The organism is Mesorhizobium sp. M0296, assembly GCF_040321675.1.
In the GTDB taxonomy this organism is placed as follows: domain Bacteria; phylum Pseudomonadota; class Alphaproteobacteria; order Rhizobiales; family Rhizobiaceae; genus Mesorhizobium.
Genome location: NZ_JAMYRZ010000001.1, coordinates 455592 through 471497 on the forward strand (window position 1 = coordinate 455592; position 15906 = coordinate 471497).

General features: G+C 63.6%; 19 protein-coding genes and 1 pseudogene. 7 read left to right on the forward strand and 13 right to left on the reverse strand.

What is annotated here, in order from left to right:
* Positions 1–56 precede the first annotated feature (56 nt).
* Together NKI97_RS02280 and denD are read left to right on the forward strand one after the other, a co-directional pair.
* Positions 57–263 (forward strand): hypothetical protein, encoded by a 207-nt coding sequence (locus tag NKI97_RS02280; protein WP_352448198.1) that lies wholly within the window; start codon positions 57–59, stop codon positions 261–263.
* A 1-nt stretch (position 264) separates the two neighbouring features.
* A complete protein-coding gene (gene denD, locus NKI97_RS02285; protein WP_352448197.1) occupies positions 265–1242 on the forward strand; it encodes a D-erythronate dehydrogenase in 978 nt (325 codons plus the stop codon).
* 25 nt (positions 1243–1267) lie between these two features.
* Here the strand turns inward: denD and NKI97_RS02290 are convergent, their stop codons facing one another.
* The 4 genes from NKI97_RS02290 to NKI97_RS02305 all read right to left on the reverse strand — a co-directional run bounded on the left by NKI97_RS02290 (position 1268) and on the right by NKI97_RS02305 (position 5274).
* Entirely contained in the window at positions 1268–2422 is a 1155-nt protein-coding gene (locus tag NKI97_RS02290) for a nickel/cobalt transporter (protein ID WP_352832567.1), read from the reverse strand.
* Positions 2419–3087, reverse strand: coding sequence for a DUF1007 family protein (locus NKI97_RS02295; RefSeq protein WP_352564924.1), 669 nt, complete (start codon positions 3085–3087; stop codon positions 2419–2421). The genes NKI97_RS02290 and NKI97_RS02295 overlap by 4 nt, the downstream gene beginning before the upstream one ends.
* Positions 3088–3173: 86 nt before the next feature.
* Positions 3174–4073 (reverse strand): LysR family transcriptional regulator, encoded by a 900-nt coding sequence (locus tag NKI97_RS02300; RefSeq protein ID WP_352469556.1) that lies wholly within the window; start codon positions 4071–4073, stop codon positions 3174–3176.
* 1 nt (position 4074) lies between these two features.
* Positions 4075–5274, reverse strand: a complete 1200-nt coding sequence (locus NKI97_RS02305) for an amidase (RefSeq protein WP_352832454.1) — start codon at positions 5272–5274, stop codon at positions 4075–4077.
* A gap of 562 nt (positions 5275–5836) precedes the next feature.
* Between NKI97_RS02305 and odc2 the strand changes: the two genes are divergently transcribed.
* Positions 5837–6970 (forward strand): ornithine/lysine decarboxylase, encoded by a 1134-nt coding sequence (gene odc2 / locus NKI97_RS02310; RefSeq protein WP_023675424.1) that lies wholly within the window; start codon positions 5837–5839, stop codon positions 6968–6970.
* A gap of 209 nt (positions 6971–7179) precedes the next feature.
* Positions 7180–7782, forward strand: a complete 603-nt coding sequence (locus NKI97_RS02315; protein WP_352814591.1) for a GNAT family N-acetyltransferase — start codon at positions 7180–7182, stop codon at positions 7780–7782.
* A gap of 60 nt (positions 7783–7842) precedes the next feature.
* Here NKI97_RS02315 and NKI97_RS02320 read toward each other — a convergent pair whose 3' ends face one another.
* Positions 7843–8127 (reverse strand): SCP2 sterol-binding domain-containing protein, encoded by a 285-nt coding sequence (locus NKI97_RS02320; RefSeq protein WP_352448193.1) that lies wholly within the window; start codon positions 8125–8127, stop codon positions 7843–7845.
* Positions 8128–8329: 202 nt separating this feature from the next.
* Between NKI97_RS02320 and NKI97_RS02325 the strand changes: the two are divergent.
* A pseudogene (locus tag NKI97_RS02325) lies at positions 8330–8530 on the forward strand (chloride channel protein); the annotation flags it as partial.
* A gap of 57 nt (positions 8531–8587) precedes the next feature.
* Here the strand turns inward: NKI97_RS02325 and NKI97_RS02330 are convergent.
* Entirely contained in the window at positions 8588–9598 is a 1011-nt protein-coding gene (locus tag NKI97_RS02330; RefSeq protein WP_352814321.1) for a nucleoside recognition domain-containing protein, read from the reverse strand.
* A gap of 118 nt (positions 9599–9716) precedes the next feature.
* Here NKI97_RS02330 and NKI97_RS02335 point away from each other — a divergent pair, with 118 nt between their 5' ends.
* Positions 9717–10169: an Lrp/AsnC family transcriptional regulator gene (locus NKI97_RS02335; RefSeq protein ID WP_352469560.1), complete on the forward strand. Its 453-nt coding sequence runs from the start codon at positions 9717–9719 to the stop codon at positions 10167–10169.
* Between the two features lie 237 nt (positions 10170–10406).
* Positions 10407–10805: a GFA family protein gene (locus NKI97_RS02340; protein WP_352448190.1), complete on the forward strand. Its 399-nt coding sequence runs from the start codon at positions 10407–10409 to the stop codon at positions 10803–10805.
* Positions 10806–10895: 90 nt separating this feature from the next.
* On the opposite strand, the gene NKI97_RS02345 is transcribed toward NKI97_RS02340, so the two are convergent.
* Genes NKI97_RS02345 through NKI97_RS02375 form a run of 7 tightly spaced genes read right to left on the reverse strand, consistent with a single transcriptional unit; the run spans position 10896 to position 15897 of the window.
* A complete protein-coding gene (locus NKI97_RS02345; protein WP_352448189.1) occupies positions 10896–11039 on the reverse strand; it encodes a hypothetical protein in 144 nt (47 codons plus the stop codon).
* 22 nt (positions 11040–11061) lie between these two features.
* Positions 11062–12243, reverse strand: coding sequence for an arabinose transporter (locus NKI97_RS02350; protein ID WP_352832457.1), 1182 nt, complete (start codon positions 12241–12243; stop codon positions 11062–11064).
* A 40-nt stretch (positions 12244–12283) separates the two neighbouring features.
* Positions 12284–12718 (reverse strand): lipocalin-like domain-containing protein, encoded by a 435-nt coding sequence (locus tag NKI97_RS02355; RefSeq protein ID WP_352832459.1) that lies wholly within the window; start codon positions 12716–12718, stop codon positions 12284–12286.
* A 58-nt stretch (positions 12719–12776) separates the two neighbouring features.
* Positions 12777–13793: a zinc-dependent alcohol dehydrogenase family protein gene (locus NKI97_RS02360; RefSeq protein WP_352448186.1), complete on the reverse strand. Its 1017-nt coding sequence runs from the start codon at positions 13791–13793 to the stop codon at positions 12777–12779.
* A 26-nt stretch (positions 13794–13819) separates the two neighbouring features.
* On the reverse strand, positions 13820–14215 hold the full coding sequence (locus tag NKI97_RS02365) for a (R)-mandelonitrile lyase (protein WP_352448185.1): 396 nt from the start codon (positions 14213–14215) through the stop codon (positions 13820–13822).
* 12 nt (positions 14216–14227) lie between these two features.
* Positions 14228–14698: a cyclophilin-like fold protein gene (locus tag NKI97_RS02370; protein WP_352832462.1), complete on the reverse strand. Its 471-nt coding sequence runs from the start codon at positions 14696–14698 to the stop codon at positions 14228–14230.
* Positions 14699–14706: 8 nt separating this feature from the next.
* Positions 14707–15897 carry an MFS transporter gene (locus tag NKI97_RS02375; protein WP_352832463.1) on the reverse strand — a complete coding sequence of 397 codons (1191 nt, stop codon included), beginning with the start codon at positions 15895–15897 and terminating at the stop codon, positions 14707–14709.
* Between the last annotated feature and the right edge of the window lie 9 nt (positions 15898–15906).

Below are 15906 nucleotides of genomic sequence, written 5' to 3' on the forward strand. Positions count from 1 at the left end.
GAGTTCCTGGCATTGGCAACGATCGACATGAACTCTCGCCACCCTGGCGCCGCGTGATGGACCGCGACACCCGCAATGCGGCGATCGGCGCCGCCTGGGTTTTGCTGCTGTTCGGCATCGCAGCCTATTATCTTCCAACAGTGATGCTGGCGGTCGGCAAGGTCTCGACGGTTCTTGCCGGCGTCGTCGCGGCGATCTTCATGGTGGCAATCTTCGTCGTGTTCTGGCTGCGTAGCCGCAGCCAGCGCAAAAAGGGAAAGTGACATGCGCATTCTGATTACCGGCGCGGCAGGCATGGTCGGCCGCAAACTCATCGCCAGGTTGGCCAAGGACGGGACGCTCGGCGGCCGCAAGATCGCCGCGCTCGACCTTCACGACATCGTGCCGCCGCAAGCGCCGGTGCTCGAAGGTGTCAGCATTACCCTCCACACCGGCGACCTTGCCGCACCGGGAGCGACGGCAAATCTGGTCGCGCCGCGCCCCGACGTGATCTTCCATCTCGCCGGCGTGGTGTCGGGTGAGGCGGAGGCCAATTTCGATCTCGGCTATCGCGTCAATCTCGACGGCACAAGGGCGCTGTTCGATGCCATCCGCTTGGCCGCCTATACGCCACGCGTCGTCTTCACCTCGTCGATCGCCGTGTTCGGCGCACCGTTTCCCGACATCATTCCGGACGAGTTCCACCCGACGCCGCTGACCTCCTACGGCACGCAGAAGCTGATCGGCGAGGCGCTGCTTGCCGACTATACGCGCCGCGGTTTCTTCGACGGCATCGGCATCAGGCTGCCGACCATCTGCGTCAGGCCGGGAAAGCCGAACAAGGCGGCCTCAGGGTTCTTCTCCGGTATCATCCGCGAGCCGCTGAGCGGCCATGAAGCGATCCTGCCGGTGCCGCGCTCGGTTGTCCACACACACGCCAGCCCGCGTTCGGCGGTGAATTTCCTGATCCATGCGGCTCAGATCGACGGCAGTGCGGTCGGCCCGCGCCGCAACCTGACGATGCCGGGCGTCGCCGTCAGCGTCGGCGAACAGATCGAAGCGCTGGAACGTGTCGCCGGCGCCAAGGCGGCCAAACTGATCCGCGAGGAGCCCGACGAGACGATCTGGGCGATCGTCAAGGGCTGGCCGACGCGCTTCGAGGCGCGGCGCTCGAGGGAGCTTGGCTTTGCCGCCGAAACGAGCTTCGACGAGATCATCCGCGTCCATATCGAAGACGAGTTGGGGGGCAATATCCCTAGTTAAAGCGCCCCGATCGGACGCAACGAGGTCAGGCGCCAGTCAGGCTGGCCGAGAGCAGCAGCAGGCCGAAAAGGAAGACGAAGGCGGCGCCGCCGATCTCGACGAAGGAATGGATGCGGTTGCCCATGCGGCCGTCGCCGGCGAAATACACCGCCCAGTTCTTCGCGGTCACCGCAAGAGTCGCCAGAGCCGAGACGGTGATTGCGGTGCCGAGCGCCATGGCCAGCACCGAAAGGATGCCGCCGAACCACAGCCCATTCAGCAAGGCGAAGCTCAGCACGATCAGCGCGCCTGAACAGGGGCGGATACCGACGGCAGCCACCGCCGACCAGGCCGTGCGCCAATCGAAGCGATCGCCGGAAAGCAGCACCGGGTCGGGCGCATGCGAGTGTCCGCAGGTGTCGCAGACCTCGCCCGCCGCGTGGCTGTGGTGATCGTGCGCAGCATGGGCGTGGTCGTGGGCGCTGTGATTGTGATGGTCATGCGCATGGTCGTGATCGTCATGCGCATCAAGCGCGTGGGAATGTGCCGCATGGGCATGCGCGGAATGCGCATGGCCGGCATGTGAATGGCCGGCATGGGCAGCCGAGAGGCTGTAGCCCGGATTTGCGCCGAACAGGCGAAGGATGGCCGGGCCTGCCTTGCGCCACAGCAGCCAGGCGCCGAACAGAGTGACGAAGACATAGCTCATGATTTCGAGGAACCATGCGGCGTCCGTCATCGAGACGGCAGTGCCGCGCAGCAAGAAATAGGCGACCAGCATCACCACGATCGCGGTCAGCGCCTGCAGCAGGGCCGAGACGAAGGACAGCATGATGCCGCGCCGGAGCGCCACTTCATTGGCCACCATGTAGGAAGAGATCACCGCCTTGCCGTGACCGGGGCCGGCGGCGTGGAAAATGCCATAGGCAAAGGACAGGCCGATGAGCAGCCACAACTTGCTGCCGTCCTGGCGCATCGCCTTCATCGCGCCGGCAAGCGCATGATAGAATTCCTGCTGGCGCAGATTGATCCACATCAGGATGTGGGCGAACGGGCCGGTGGCGGTTGGAGCCATGCCGTCATTGGTGCCGATGCCGAGTGAACTCTGGGCGTGGGCGGAGCCGAGAAAGTGCGTCATCACAAAGGCGACGGCCAGAAGACCGAATGCCAAACGCAGGGACGGTTTGGTCACTGGATCTATCCTTCCGGCTGACAGGTCAGTTCAAGCTTGGTGGCAAAGATCTTGCTCATGTCGGTGCCTGTCGGATCGTTGAAGAAGGCCTCGGTCAGGGTCTTCTGGTTCTGGGCGATCGCCTCGTCCGGGTTCGGGCGGACAACCTTGCTGGTGCAGGTCGGCGGCAACCCATCGACCTGCAGATTGGCATCCTCGGTGAAATCGATCGCGGTGTAGAAGGTCGGGTCGTAGACGCCGATATCTATCTTGCCGCTCAGTTTGATCGGTACCTTCGGTTCAGATTCAAACAGGATGATCAACTGGTCATTGTCGAAATTGGCCATCAAATGCGGCGGCGGGGTCATTGCCACGTCCTTGCCGTCGACGGTGACGAGCTGGAAATAGTTGAATTCGGCAAGCGAGGCATGGACGGTGTCGGCGACATCCTTCAGCTCCTTGTCGTCGAGTTTCAGGTCGGAATTCTTGTCGAACTCCATCATCACCGTGCTCGAAAACAAATCGTCGAAGCGCCAGACATGGCGCAATGCCTTCACAGTTTGGTGATCCGGGCCGAGGACCACTTCGAGGCGGGCTTCGGCGAAGACGTGGGGATGCACCTCAGCCGGTCCGACGGCGGCAAACGTCGCGGTCAAGGCCGAAGCCAGCATCATTGCTTGCCGTTTCAGGTGCATTCTCGGTCGCGATTCAATCGGCTTCGGTGAATTGCCGACAGTTACCAGAAAGCGGGCGAAAATGGGACCGCAACGCGGCTGAAAGCTCATGCGTTGTCCAGCGTCTTGAACCACTGCACCAGGAAGTCGACGAAAACGCGAACTTTTGCAGGCAGATAGCGCCGGTGCGGATAGACGGCAAAAATGCCGCCGCCGGGCAGAATGCGGTCATCCAGCGCAGTCAGCAGCTTGCCGCTTTCGATGTCGGGCGCGGCGATGAAATCCGGCAGGACGGAAAATCCCAATCCAGCCACGGCAGCGGCCCTTGCCGCCATCGGGCTGTTGACCTCGATCGGGCCGGAAACCGAAACGCTCACCGTATCGCCGCTGTCGCCTTTGAACGGCCAGTTGGTGAGCCAGCGCCCATTGGTGTCGATGATGCAAGGCACGCGGGCAAGGTCTTGCGGCCTGACCGGCATGCCGTGCCTGGCGATCAGTTCAGGAGACGCGCAAAGCCGTACCGAAAATGGCGCCAGGCGTCTGGCGATCAGTGAGGAATTTTCCAGCCGCGAAATGCGCACTGCCAGATCGAAACCCTCTTCGACCAGATCGACGAAGCGGTCGTCGAGATGGATGTCGAGCACGATGTCGGGATGCTGCTTGGCGAAGTCGATCAGCGATTGGCCGATCGGCGCGTCGGCAAAGGTGCGCGGCGCCGATAGCTTGATCCTGCCGCGCACGTCGCCGGAGGATTCGCGCACCGCATCGGCAAGGCTGTCGACCTCGCGCACGATCTCCGAGGCGCGCCGGTAATAGGTGTGGCCGGCCTCGGTCAGGGAAAACTGCCTGGTGGTGCGGTTGAGCAGCAGCGCGCCGAGCTCGTCCTCCAGCTCGCGCACATATTTCGACAATAGCGCCTTCGAGCGGCCGATCTTGCGCGCCGCCGCCGAAAATCCTTCGGCCTCGACCACGTCGATGAAGGCGCGCATGCGGGTCAGCGTATCCATGTCATGCGCCTCCTTGGTGGGCCGAAAGGATGCGGGCGGCCAGCGCAATCAACTGCCGGTCGCTGTTCTTCGGACCGAGCAGCGAAAGGCCGAACGGCGCCCCGCCGGTCTTGCCGAGCGGCAGCGTGATTTGCGGAAAGCCGGACAGGCCGGAAAGGCAGAGCAGTCTCAGCGCCCGCTCGCGATAGGTCTGCAAATCGTCGAATGACGCGGCCTTGAGCGGCGCGGCACCAGGAGCGGTCGGAAGCACAAGAACGCCGTCGTCGCCAAGCAGGCCGGCCAGTTCGAGGCGAAACGAAACGCGACGTTCCGTTTCACATTGCGCGGTTGCCGCGTCGATTGTCGCGCTGTGCTCGAAACGCTCCTTGACGCCGGGTCCCAGCATGCGGTCGCCGCCGGCGATCCAGGCGCCGTGACTTTGCCAGGCTTCATAGCCTTGCAGCTTGCGGAAGCACCAATAGAGATCGTCGGTCGAATGCGACAGCGGGCCGACGCTGCGCGGTGCGCCCAGCACCGAAGCGACACTGCGGAGCATGGCGCGATATTCGTCGGCCTCGTGCGGGCCGAGCACGAGGCCGTCCAGCGCAGCGAGAGTGACGGGGCGTCTCAGTTCGTGGGAATGCGGATCGGCGCCGAGCAGCACCGTGCCGACCTTTTCGTAGATGACGATGTCGCTTGCGAACCAGCCGAACGTGTCCAGCGAAGGCGCCAGCGGCATGGCGCCGTCGAGCGGGATGCGGCCATGCGTCGTCCTGAGGCCGATCAGGCCGCAGAAGCTTGCCGGCGCTCGGATCGAGCCGCCGGTGTCCGATCCGGTTGCAATGTCGGCCAGCCCGCCGGCGACTGCCGCGGCAGAACCGGAGGACGAGCCGCCGGTGACGCGGTCGGGTGCTGCCGGGTTGACGGGCGACGGGAAATGCGCGTTCAGCCCGAGCAGGGAAAATGCGAGTTCGTCGGTCTGCGTCTTGCCGACGAAGCGGGCGCCCGAATCAAGCAGCGCCTGGACGTCCGGCGCGGTCAACATGGCCGGTGAAGCGTCCCGGTATTTCTGCGGATTGCCGCAGCCGGTGCGGTAGCCGGCGACGTCGAAGATGTCCTTTACGGCAAGCCGCAAGCCGGCAAGCGGGCCGGATTTCGCATTGGCTACAGGGGTTTGATCAAGGTCGAGAAAAGCGTTCAGCGGGCCGCGAGTGCCTGTCATGCGTTCGATATCCGGATGTGCTTGCCGCAGCATTTTTCTTCTGGTTGCCGCAGCATTGTTCGATGCCACAAATTTTACAACCTGCCATACGATTTTTATTGATTGTGAAATCTTTCGATCTTATATCGCGCTTGCCCAAAGTCGCACGTGCCTGTGGGTGTCCGCCGATCCTCGAATGGTGAGGGTAATCGGTAAGGTAACTGGAGCCAACCCCTCCAGTCGGTTTAGCGGCCAACCGCCAACCGAGGACACCTTGAAGCAACGACGGTGCGGGCCTTTCTGGTGTTCTGCCGGTCGTCCAAAGACCGGGGTTACTGAAGAGGCACACCTTCATTGCCGGCAGTGCGGACGGGTCTCCCATCCAAGCCAAGGCAGACAAAGCGAACCGAGGCCGGGCAAGGCCAAGGTTCACCGCCGCGAGACGGCGCTTCATGGTTCCGGGGTCTCCACCGGCTGGTTCCATGGATTTCCGTCCCGCCTTTGTCCACCGCGTGTTCGCGAGGCCGAGAGCCCGCGTCCGCAAGCCTTTGTGCGCGCCGCAAGGCGCTGATGGAGAGACCCGATGGCTACCCAGCGCATCCTTGACTTCCTTGCCACCCGACGTCCGAACGGCCCGTGCCTCGTCGTCGACCTCGATGTCGTGCGCGACAATTTCCGTGCTTTCGAGAAGGCGCTTCCCGATTCCAAGATCTACTATGCGGTGAAAGCAAATCCGGCGCCGGAAATCCTGCGCCTGCTTGCTGCGATGGGCTCGTCCTTCGACACCGCTTCCGTTGCCGAAGTCGAGATGGCGATGGACGCCGGTGCGCCGGCGGACCGCATCTCCTTCGGCAACACCATCAAGAAGGAGCGCGACATCCAGCGCGCCTACCAGCTCGGCATCCGGCTGTTTGCGGTGGACTGCGTCGAGGAGGTCGAGAAGATCGCCCGCGTCGCTCCCGGCGCCCGTGTGTTCTGCCGCGTCCTGACCGACGGCGAGGGCGCCGAATGGCCGCTGTCGCGCAAGTTCGGCTGTGTGCCGGCGATGGCGGTCGACGTGCTGCGCCATGCCAGGGCGCTCGGTCTCGACGCCCATGGCGTGTCGTTCCATGTCGGCTCGCAGCAGACCGACCTGACCGCCTGGGACCGCGCGCTGGCAGACGCCAAGAAGGTGTTCGCGACGCTGGCCGACGAAGGCATCGTGCTGAAGATGGTCAATATGGGCGGTGGTTTCCCGACCCGCTATCTCAGGGATGTGCCGGTGGCGCAGGCCTATGGCCAGGCGATCTTCTCGGCGCTCAGGAAGCATTTCGGCAACGCGATCCCCGAGACGATCATCGAGCCGGGCCGCGGCATGGTCGGCAATGCCGGCGTCATCAAGTCGGAAGTCGTGCTGATCTCGAAGAAAGCCGATAACGACAATGTGCGCTGGGTGTTCCTCGACATCGGCAAGTTCGGCGGTCTCGCCGAGACGATGGACGAGGCGATCCGCTACCCGATCGTCACCGCGCATGACGGCAGCGAGACCGCGCCTTGCGTGCTCGCCGGCCCGACCTGCGATTCGGCCGACGTGATGTACGAAAAGACGCCGTACCCGCTGCCCTTGTCGCTGACCATCGGCGACGAGGTGCTGATCGAGGGCACCGGCGCCTATACGACGACCTATGCATCGGTCGCCTTCAACGGCTTCGAGCCTCTCCGATCCTACGTGATCTGACGGTTCGAAAGAACCGATCAGATCATCCGGAGATGGGCGCCTGTCGCCCGCCCGGGTTCGCCTGTGGAACAATCCGCTCGTGAAGGATCGCGGAAATGGAAATTGTAGATTTCGTTGTTGAAGGCGTGGGAATCTCCCCCTTCGAGGGGGAGATGGCCGCGAAGCGGCCAGAGGGGGTCGGTTCGACTGGACTCGGCCTCCCGCCGCAGATGGAGGCCGGCGCTTCACGCGCGACAACCCCCTCTGTCGCCTTCGGCGACATCTCCCCCTCGAGGGGGGAGATTGCGGTCGTCGCCGAAACCGCCGCCGACGTTGGCGCTCGCGACGCTTTGCTCGATCGCGCCATGGGGCCGAAGCGCCGGAAGAAGTCGTCGGAAAAGCTGCGGCGCGGCCGCCGGCCTTCGGAGGGCCTTGCCTTTGTCGCGCGCGATGCGTCGGGCACTGTTGCCGGCACGGTGCGGCTGTGGGACGTGGTGCTGGGCGAGGGCGGCACGGCAGCGCTGCTGCTCGGCCCGCTTGCGGTCGACCCGGCGCTGAAAAATGCCGGCATCGGCTCGGCGCTGATGCGCCATGCGGTCACCGAGGCCGAGCGGCTTGGCCATGTGGCGATCCTGCTGGTCGGCGACGCGCCCTATTACGAGCGCTTCGGGTTTTCGGCCGCAAAGACCGGCTCGCTGGCCATGCCGGGGCCTTACGAGCGGCACCGCCTGCTGGCGCGGGAACTGGTTGTCGGCGCGCTCGACGGCGCGCAAGGCACCCTGAAGGCGGCAGGGCGCAAGTTGAAGGCGCAGAGGCTGCCGCTCGCTGCGTGACGGATCAGAAACAAGCCGCCCATTGCACGGCGGCTTGTTTTCATCCCTGACCGGAGTGGATCAGCCGATCAGCTGGCTCAGCGCCATGGCGACGCTCATGTCGCCTTCGACCTTTATCTTGCCGGACATGAAGGCCATGGTCGGGTTGAGGTCGCCTGATATCAGCGAGTCCAGATCGTCGAGCGACAGCTTTATGGTGCAATCGGCCGGCGCATCGGTGGTCGAGACATCGGCGCCGTCGATGACGATGACGCCGTCGCTGCCGGTGTCGAATTTCACCGAGCGATCGAACCCGGCACTCGCCACGCGCGACCTGATGTTGTCGGCAATCTCCTGAACGCTCATGGCGGTTCTCCTCGTCTGCTTGCGTTTGTCGCGCGCCGGCGCTTCGATCTGGCCGAAGCCGCTTGCCTGGTTTTACAGCCACGGCCGCCGGCGCATATAGCTTCGGGTTGACGTTTACGTCAACGCAGTTCCCCGAGGTGAAGATGGGCTTTATCGCCGCAGCATCACGCGGGCATGGTTGCCGGTGCTGTCCTTCGCCAAATTCAGGGATGCGGTGCTGGTGCCGAGCATGAACGTGCAGTCGGCGGCAGAGACCTTCCAGCGCGCCGGCGCCGAGGAATTGGCGGTGGTCGAGGATTTCACCGACCGCAAGGTGGTCGGGCTGCTGACCGAAGGCCACCTGATGCGGCGCTATGCCGAAGAACTCGACAAGGCGCGGCGCGATCTGTCGGGCGAGGGGTAGCCGCGTCCTGTGCCGATAGCGATTCGACACACATGTCGGCTGCTGCGTAAGGAGGGCTCACGTCAACGGCCCGCTAATCGCCGGCTCCGAAATCCGATTGCGCGGACTGTCTTCTTCCTTGTGGAAGAGTGTCTTGAAGAAAAGAGCGTCGGGAACCGCCTTGATTACTTTTGCGATCACGGCGGTCGCGAGCACGGCAAACGCTAGGCGACCGAGAAGCACGCTCGTAACATCAGCGCCAAGTGTGACAACGACCAACGTATCCTCAATGAGGCTATGGGCAAAACCCATGAACACGCAGGCAAGGAATATCTGACGCGGCTCCGCGCTAGGCGTGCGCGCCTCGCGGATCAGCAGTCCTGCGCCATAGGAAATCCCGAGAAACAGGCCGACAGCGGCGAAAGGTACCGTCTGCTTTTCGATGCCGGCGAGCCGAAAGAGCGGTGCAAGCCCTCTGTTCATCCAATCCAAAATGCCCGACATCTTTAGAAGCTCGATCACCCAGCTCAGCGCAAGCAGAACAACGAGCATGATGCCCAGGGTTTTGAGCGTACCCAGGAAAAAGCAGCCCCAGTCGGTGCTTTCATTCGTCGGCATCCACGCCGGCTTCACCGGTCCTGACAGCCATCCGGTCACGGCGAATATCTGATGCAGAAGGACAGCAAAGACCAAACCCCCGCCAATACGAAGCGCCGCGGTGACCAGGAAGCTCGGCCCGGCCCTCTTAATGATCCGTTGCTCGATCGGAATAGCATGTGCAAACAGCAAGAGAGCCGAAAGAACCGTCATGTCGGCAGTGCTGAGCGCCGAAACCGGAACCAAGGTGAATACGATCACAAGCGCGCCCCAGATCCCGACCAGCAATCCCGTCAGCCAGGCAAAGGCGAGTTCAGGTGGCAACCCCACCTGCAACATGAGCGGGGAGAAGAACGGAGAAATCGCCTGGATGACACCAAGGTCCTGCAGCAGCCGCGTGGCAATCGCAACCGGAACGATCACGCGAACCAGTTCCCAATAGATTCCAAGCGTCTCCAATGTCTTGCGATAGAAGGCGGCGCAAATTGCCATCATGCTGCTCCATCATCCCTGGAGCCGTCTGAGTAGCGTGAGACGCTTCGCATTTGTGGTCAAAGTTTGCGATTCCGTGCAATAAAATTGCAACGCACCGACGCTGAGCGCGACCGACATGGACAAGATCGACAGAAGGCTTCTCAACCTGCTCCAGGATGATGCCTCACGAACTAACGCCAAACTGGCGGGGTTAATCGGGCTTTCCCCTTCGAGCTGCCTGCGCCGCATACGACGACTGAAGAAAAGCGGTGTCATCAGCCGCGTTGTCGCGCTTCTCGCACCGGCAAAGGCTGGCCGGGGCTTGAAGGCGATCGTCACCGTCGAACTGGAGCGTCATGGTGAGCAGTATATGCGGGACTTTCTCGAGTTGGCCGCCCAGGAACCGGCCGTCACTCAGGCCTACAGTGTAAGCGGCGAAACCGACGCCGTCCTCATGCTCCGCCTGACGGATATGGAAGAGTTCGATGCACTGTGCGAGCGACTGTTCCGAGACCGAAGCAACGTCGCGCGATACCACACGATGTTCGTGATCCGAACGGCCAAAGAAGTGACCGCAATTCCACTGTAGTGTTCGGGTTACGATAGACCTGCTGGGCCGCGAATTCAGCGGCCCGGCGGAGAAACTCTACGAACATTTCAATATGCCGAAAGGGGGTAGTGCAGGCAGCTTGGAGGCAACGCCTCGCGCACGCGAGGACAATCGCCAGCGCCGAATGTCGGAATTGGGCGCCAGCTCGACGCATTTCATGGCGCCTCCCTCACGCCCAGGCATGAAGCTGTCCTTGTTGGCTCAAGGAGAATTTGCATGCGTGGTCATTGCTTATGTGGCGCTATTGCCTTTGAAGTCGATGGCCCGGCACAGGCCTGCGTGGTCTGTCATTGTGAAAGTTGTCGGCGGCAATGTTCTGCGCCGATGACCTCCTATATTGGCGTCTTGAACGGCCAATGGCGATGGCTGGGCAAGCTACCGAAGGTATTCAACTCTTCTCCCGGTGTGGAAAGAACATTTTGCGATCACTGTGGCACGCCGCTGTCCTTCCGCTCAAAGAACATGTCTGATGTCATGCATTTTTTTGCGGCGGCGATGGAGGAGCCAGAAAAATTTGCACCTACGCTGCATGTCGCTTTTGAGGAGAAGCTCCCTTGGTTGAAACTCGCCGACAACCTGCCGACTCGTTTTGGGCCTGACTATACGAAAGACTAGGATCTGCTCGCATCGAGACAAACGGTGGAAGCTGCGGACAGCATCCGGAAGCGAGATGATGCCTCCGTCCGTTCAAACGGCGGTCGAACATTATCGATCGCGGCTGCTCTCGACCTGCTTGAGCGGCAGCAGGTAGGCGATGATCTGCTGATCGCCGAGTGCTGGATCAAAGCCAATAATGTCGGAGGCGAAAAGGTCGTGGGCGAAGCGGGAGCGATCGTAGTTGCGCGACATCTCGAGCCCAGACTATCCGGCTCTATAGTGGAGCGTTACGGCGACCCAGCAGCAGAGCGATGCCCAACGCCGGAAGCGTCGCCGTCGCGACGGCGAAGAAGACGAATTGCAGCCCGGCCGACCCAGCGACCAAGCCGAGCGCCGGACTGCCAAAGCCGAGCGCCACGTCGAGGAAGACGGTGTAGAGTCCCATGGCCAGGCCGCGGCTGCGTGGTGGAAGATGGCTTACGGCCTCGGCACCGAAACCGGGATAGACCAGCGAGTAGCCGAGGCCAGTCAGGCCCGCTCCGATGGCGGCGAGAACGGGCCCGGGCGCAAGCCAGATCAGCATCAGCCCTGCCGCCTCGACCGCCACGAAGATCACGGCGACGCGCGCGCCCCCTAACCTGTCAGGCAGGTGGCCGAAGCACAGCCTTGCCGCGATCAGCGACGCGGCATAAGCGGTGAAGGGAAGCCAGACCGGCTGCCAGCCGCGTTCGGCAAAGAGCAGCGCGCCAAAGGACAGGATTGCGCCATAGCCAAGGCTGCTGAAAGCAGCTCCGACGCCGGGAAGCCAGACCGCTTGCGCCACGCTCGTCCATGACTGTCGCGCGGCGCTCGCGGCGAGGCTGGTGCCACGCATAGGCAGGATGGCAAGCAGCGTCGCAAGCGGCAGGCTGACCGTCGCGAGTGCGATCGCGGCGAAGCCGCTCGCCGCGTAAAGCGCAGATCCGATCGGCGCGCCTAGCGCGAGCGCCGCGAACATCGCCGTGCCCACCCAGGCTATGACCTTTCCGGAGTTCTGTCCGCCCGCAAGGGAGAGGCCCCAGGCGACGCCGCCGGTGATGATGAAGCTCTCAGACGCGCCTAGTACCGCCCGGCCGGCGAAGAGCGCCGATGCGGACGCTGCCGGCCGGTCGAGCAATGCCAGCGAGCCGAGGTAAATGAACCCCGCCAGGGCAGCGGCAATGAGGCCGACGACGACGGCCCGCTTGCCGCCGCGCCCGTCGGCATAATTTCCGGCTCCAATGCGCGACAGCATCGAGGCAACGAACTGGCTGCCCGTCACCAGCCCGACTGCGAAGGGGCCGAAGCCGAGCTGCTGGTGAAGATGCAGCGGCAGGACGGGTAGCGCCAAGCCGATCAGGAGGAAGCCGGCGAAGACAGCCGCCATGATTGGCACCAGTTCCGCCATCGCGCCATTTCGGTCAGAAGTCCGGGCCATTGTGGCCACCGATAACACGTTGACAGTCGGGCTGTTCCGATCAGTAACGTTCGTAGGTCACGCGCCAGCCTTCGGCCGGATTGTCCGGCGTCAGGACCAGTTTGTTGTCCGAGACTTCGAATTTGCGTTTCATGCTCTTCCCGACAAGGTTGCGGACCAGGGAGGACTCGATCGTGATGACGAAGGTCTTGTCCTGGTCGTTGATGGCGACCGGCCCGTAATAGGCTTCGTAGCCATTCGCCGTGTAAGGCGTGTCCGGCGCCTTAGCGTCGGGGTTCTGGGCCTGCACCGAGAGGGTGCCGGCCTCGGTGAAGATGACCTGGCCGGAATATGTCACGGGCTTGAGGTTTCCCTCGGCACCGGCCTCGAGCGACCTCATGCGCCATGCGCCAATGATCGGGGACTCTTGGGAGAAAGCCGGCGTGGCGACCGAAAGCGCAAGCGCAAGGGCAGCGATCTTCAATCTCATCGTCATATGTCGTTGTCCTTTTTCTGGTTTGTGGGTGCGGACAGGCCGTCCGCCCAATCTTCGCTTACACCGAAAGCATGACCTTGATGGCGCGCCGCTCGTCCATGGCGCGGTAGCCTTCAGCGACCTCGGCCAGCGGCAGCTTGAGGTCGAAGACCTTGCCGGGCTTGATCCTGCCCTTGAGCACACGGTCCATGAGGTCGGGCAGGAAGCGGCGCACCGGCGCGGGGCCGCCCAGCATGCGCTTCTGGCCGAAGAAGAGATTCTGGCCATCGAAGCTCACGCCATGCGGCACGCCGACATAGCCGATGGTGCCGCCGGGGCGAGAGCAGGCCAGCGCCTGGTCGAAGGATTCCGCCGTGCCAACGCATTCCAGCACCGAGTCCGCGCCGACGTCCTTAGTGAGCCCTTTGATCCGGGCCACACCTTCCTCGCCGCGCTCAGCGACGATGTCGGTCGCGCCGAATTCGCGGGCGAGTTTTTGGCGGCTGGCGTGCCGGCTCATGGCGATGATGCGCTCGGCGCCCATCTCCTTGGCCGCGAGGACGCCCATCAGGCCGACCGCACCGTCGCCGACCACCACCACCGTCGATCCTTCTCGGACCTCGGCTGCGTCGGCCGCATACCAGCCGGTGCCGAGCACATCGGACACAGCCAGCAGGTCAGGGATGAGTTCGGCCGGCGGCACCTCGGCGGTGGCGACCAGTGTGCCATCGGCCAACGGCACGCGGGCGTAAGGCGCCTGCGCGCCCGACATGAACTCGCGCTGCACACAAGACGACTGGAAGCCGAAGCGGCAATGCGGGCAGGTATTGTCGGAGAGGCAGAACGAGCCGACGACGAACTGGCCGGGACGGACCGTGCGCACCTCTGCGCCGACCTCGACGACGATGCCACAATATTCGTGGCCCATATGCATCAGGCCGTTGACCGGCTGCAGCCCGCGATAGGGCCACAGGTCCGAGCCGCAGATGCAGCTCGCCGAGAGCTTGATGATAGCATCCGTCGGGCGAAGGATCCTTGGGTCTTCGACTTCCTCGCAGCGGATGTCGCCGGGCTTATGAAGAACGGTTGCGAGCATTTTGCTTTCCTTTCGTTCAATCGATGTCAGGCGCCGTAGTCGGCGTCGCTGACGTGTTCCAGCCAGTCCACCACCTTGCCGTCTTTGACCTCCTGGAGGGCAATGTGGATCATGGCCGTCTCGGGTGAGGCACCGTGCCAATGCTTCTCGCCGGGTGCGAACCAGACAACGTCACCGAGACGGATCTCCTCGACCGGCCCGCCCTCGCTCTGAACGAGGCCGAGGCCGGAGACGACGATCAACGTCTGTCCAAGCGGATGCGTGTGCCAGGCGGTGCGGGCGCCCGGCTCGAACGTCACCTGCGCGCCCTGCACGCGCGCGGCGTCGAACGGGTTGAACAGCGGATCGATCCGGACCGTGCCGGTGAACCAGTCGGAAGGCCCCTTGCCAGACGGCCTGGTGCCTGCGCGAAGAATATCCATGGTGATCTCCTGTCAGATGCGTTCGATGCGAAGCGGGAACTTGCCGCTTACGTGTAGGGCCTCTTTGCCCGCGTCGAAGCGGCCGAGCCTGATCAGCCCGGGATGGCGGTAGTCGGCGTAGAACATGGCCAGATTGCCCCAGGGCATGAAGTAGCAAAGGTCGTATGGCCGCTCGTTGCCGAACGGGCCGCTGCCCTCCTCGGTCAGCTTGCGCGGCAGATAGGCAATCTTCTCGTTATGCGCGTAGTCGTCGATGGTGAGATCGAGCGGCAGCATGGTGAAGAAGTCGCGCGCCGACGGATTGTCGTAGAGCGTGGCGGTCATGGTCCGGCCATTGAAAATCATCTTGATCTTCATGTCGGTGGGCTCCTGGCTGCCTGGGTCGCTGCCCTGCTGGCTGCGGGCGGCCCGCGGCAGGACCGTTGCCGCGAGCGCGCCGCCGAGCAACGCGCGGCGGCTGAGGTCCGGACGGTCGATCGTCATGGCTGCCGTCATGGCTGCGACCTCCGGGCCAAATGCGATGCTGCAAAGGCGGCGAGCGCCGATCCACAGAGCAGCACCGCGCCGAAAGTGAACGCTCCCCACCAGCCGACCGTATCGAAGAGCGTGCCGCCGATCGCGGCGCCGCCTGTAATGGCGAGCTGGATAACTGCCACCTGCAGCCCGCCGCCGGCCTCCGCGTCGTCCGGCAACGTGCGGCTGAGCCACGTGCCCCAGCCAACGGGCGCGGCCGTGCCGAAAAAGCCCCAGGCAACGAGCAGCGGCGCTGTAGGAATTGGCATCGTACCGAAGGCGATGAGCGCTACGGCCAGCGCGGCCATGACCAGCGGGATGACGACGAGGATGCTGAACAGGCGCGTGCGCAAAAGCGGGCCTATGCAGAGGGTGCCGAGCACCCCGGCCAGCCCCATCGCCAGCAGGATCGCCGAAAGCGCGGCGATGTCGAGCCTAGTGACGCTCTCGAGGAAGGGCCGCAGATAGGTGAAGAGCGCGAACTGGCCCATGAACAGCATCATGATCGACGCCATGCCGGTGGCGACAGGAAGACGGCCGAGGAGCGCCAGCGGATTGCCTGGACGCTTCCTCCGGCGCGGGGGCAGCGCCGGCAGGCTAGTCCACTGCCAGACCAGCGCCAGGAGCCCAAGCGGCACGACGAGGAAGAAAGCGCCGCGCCAGCCGACATAGGCGCCAAGAAAACTGCCCAGCGGCGCGGCGATGGTGGCCGCAATGGCATTGCCAGCGTTTAGCATGGCGAGACCCTTCGGAACCATGTCTTGCGGCACGAGGCGCATGACGATCGCGGTCGACATCGACCAGAACCCGCCGATCGCGATGCCGAGCAGCGCTCGGCCGACCATGAGGAACGCGTAGTTCGGCGCGAAGGTGACAGCGAGCCCGGACACGATCAGGAGAAGGGTGAAGCCGGTCACGACCAGTCGGCGGTCGATCCGGCGCGTGAGGCCGGCGACCAGCAGGCTGGTCACGACGGCGAAAGCGCCCGAAATCGAGATCGCCTGTCCCGTGCGGCCCTCGGTGATGCCGAGATCGGCCGCTAGCGGCGACAGCAGGCTGACCGGCATGAATTCCGACGCGATGAGCACGGAAACACACAGAGCCATCGACAGCACCGCGTCCCATGCGGCGCGGTCTTCGACAAGCCTTGTGTCGTAGGTCGTTTCCATAATTGGCAT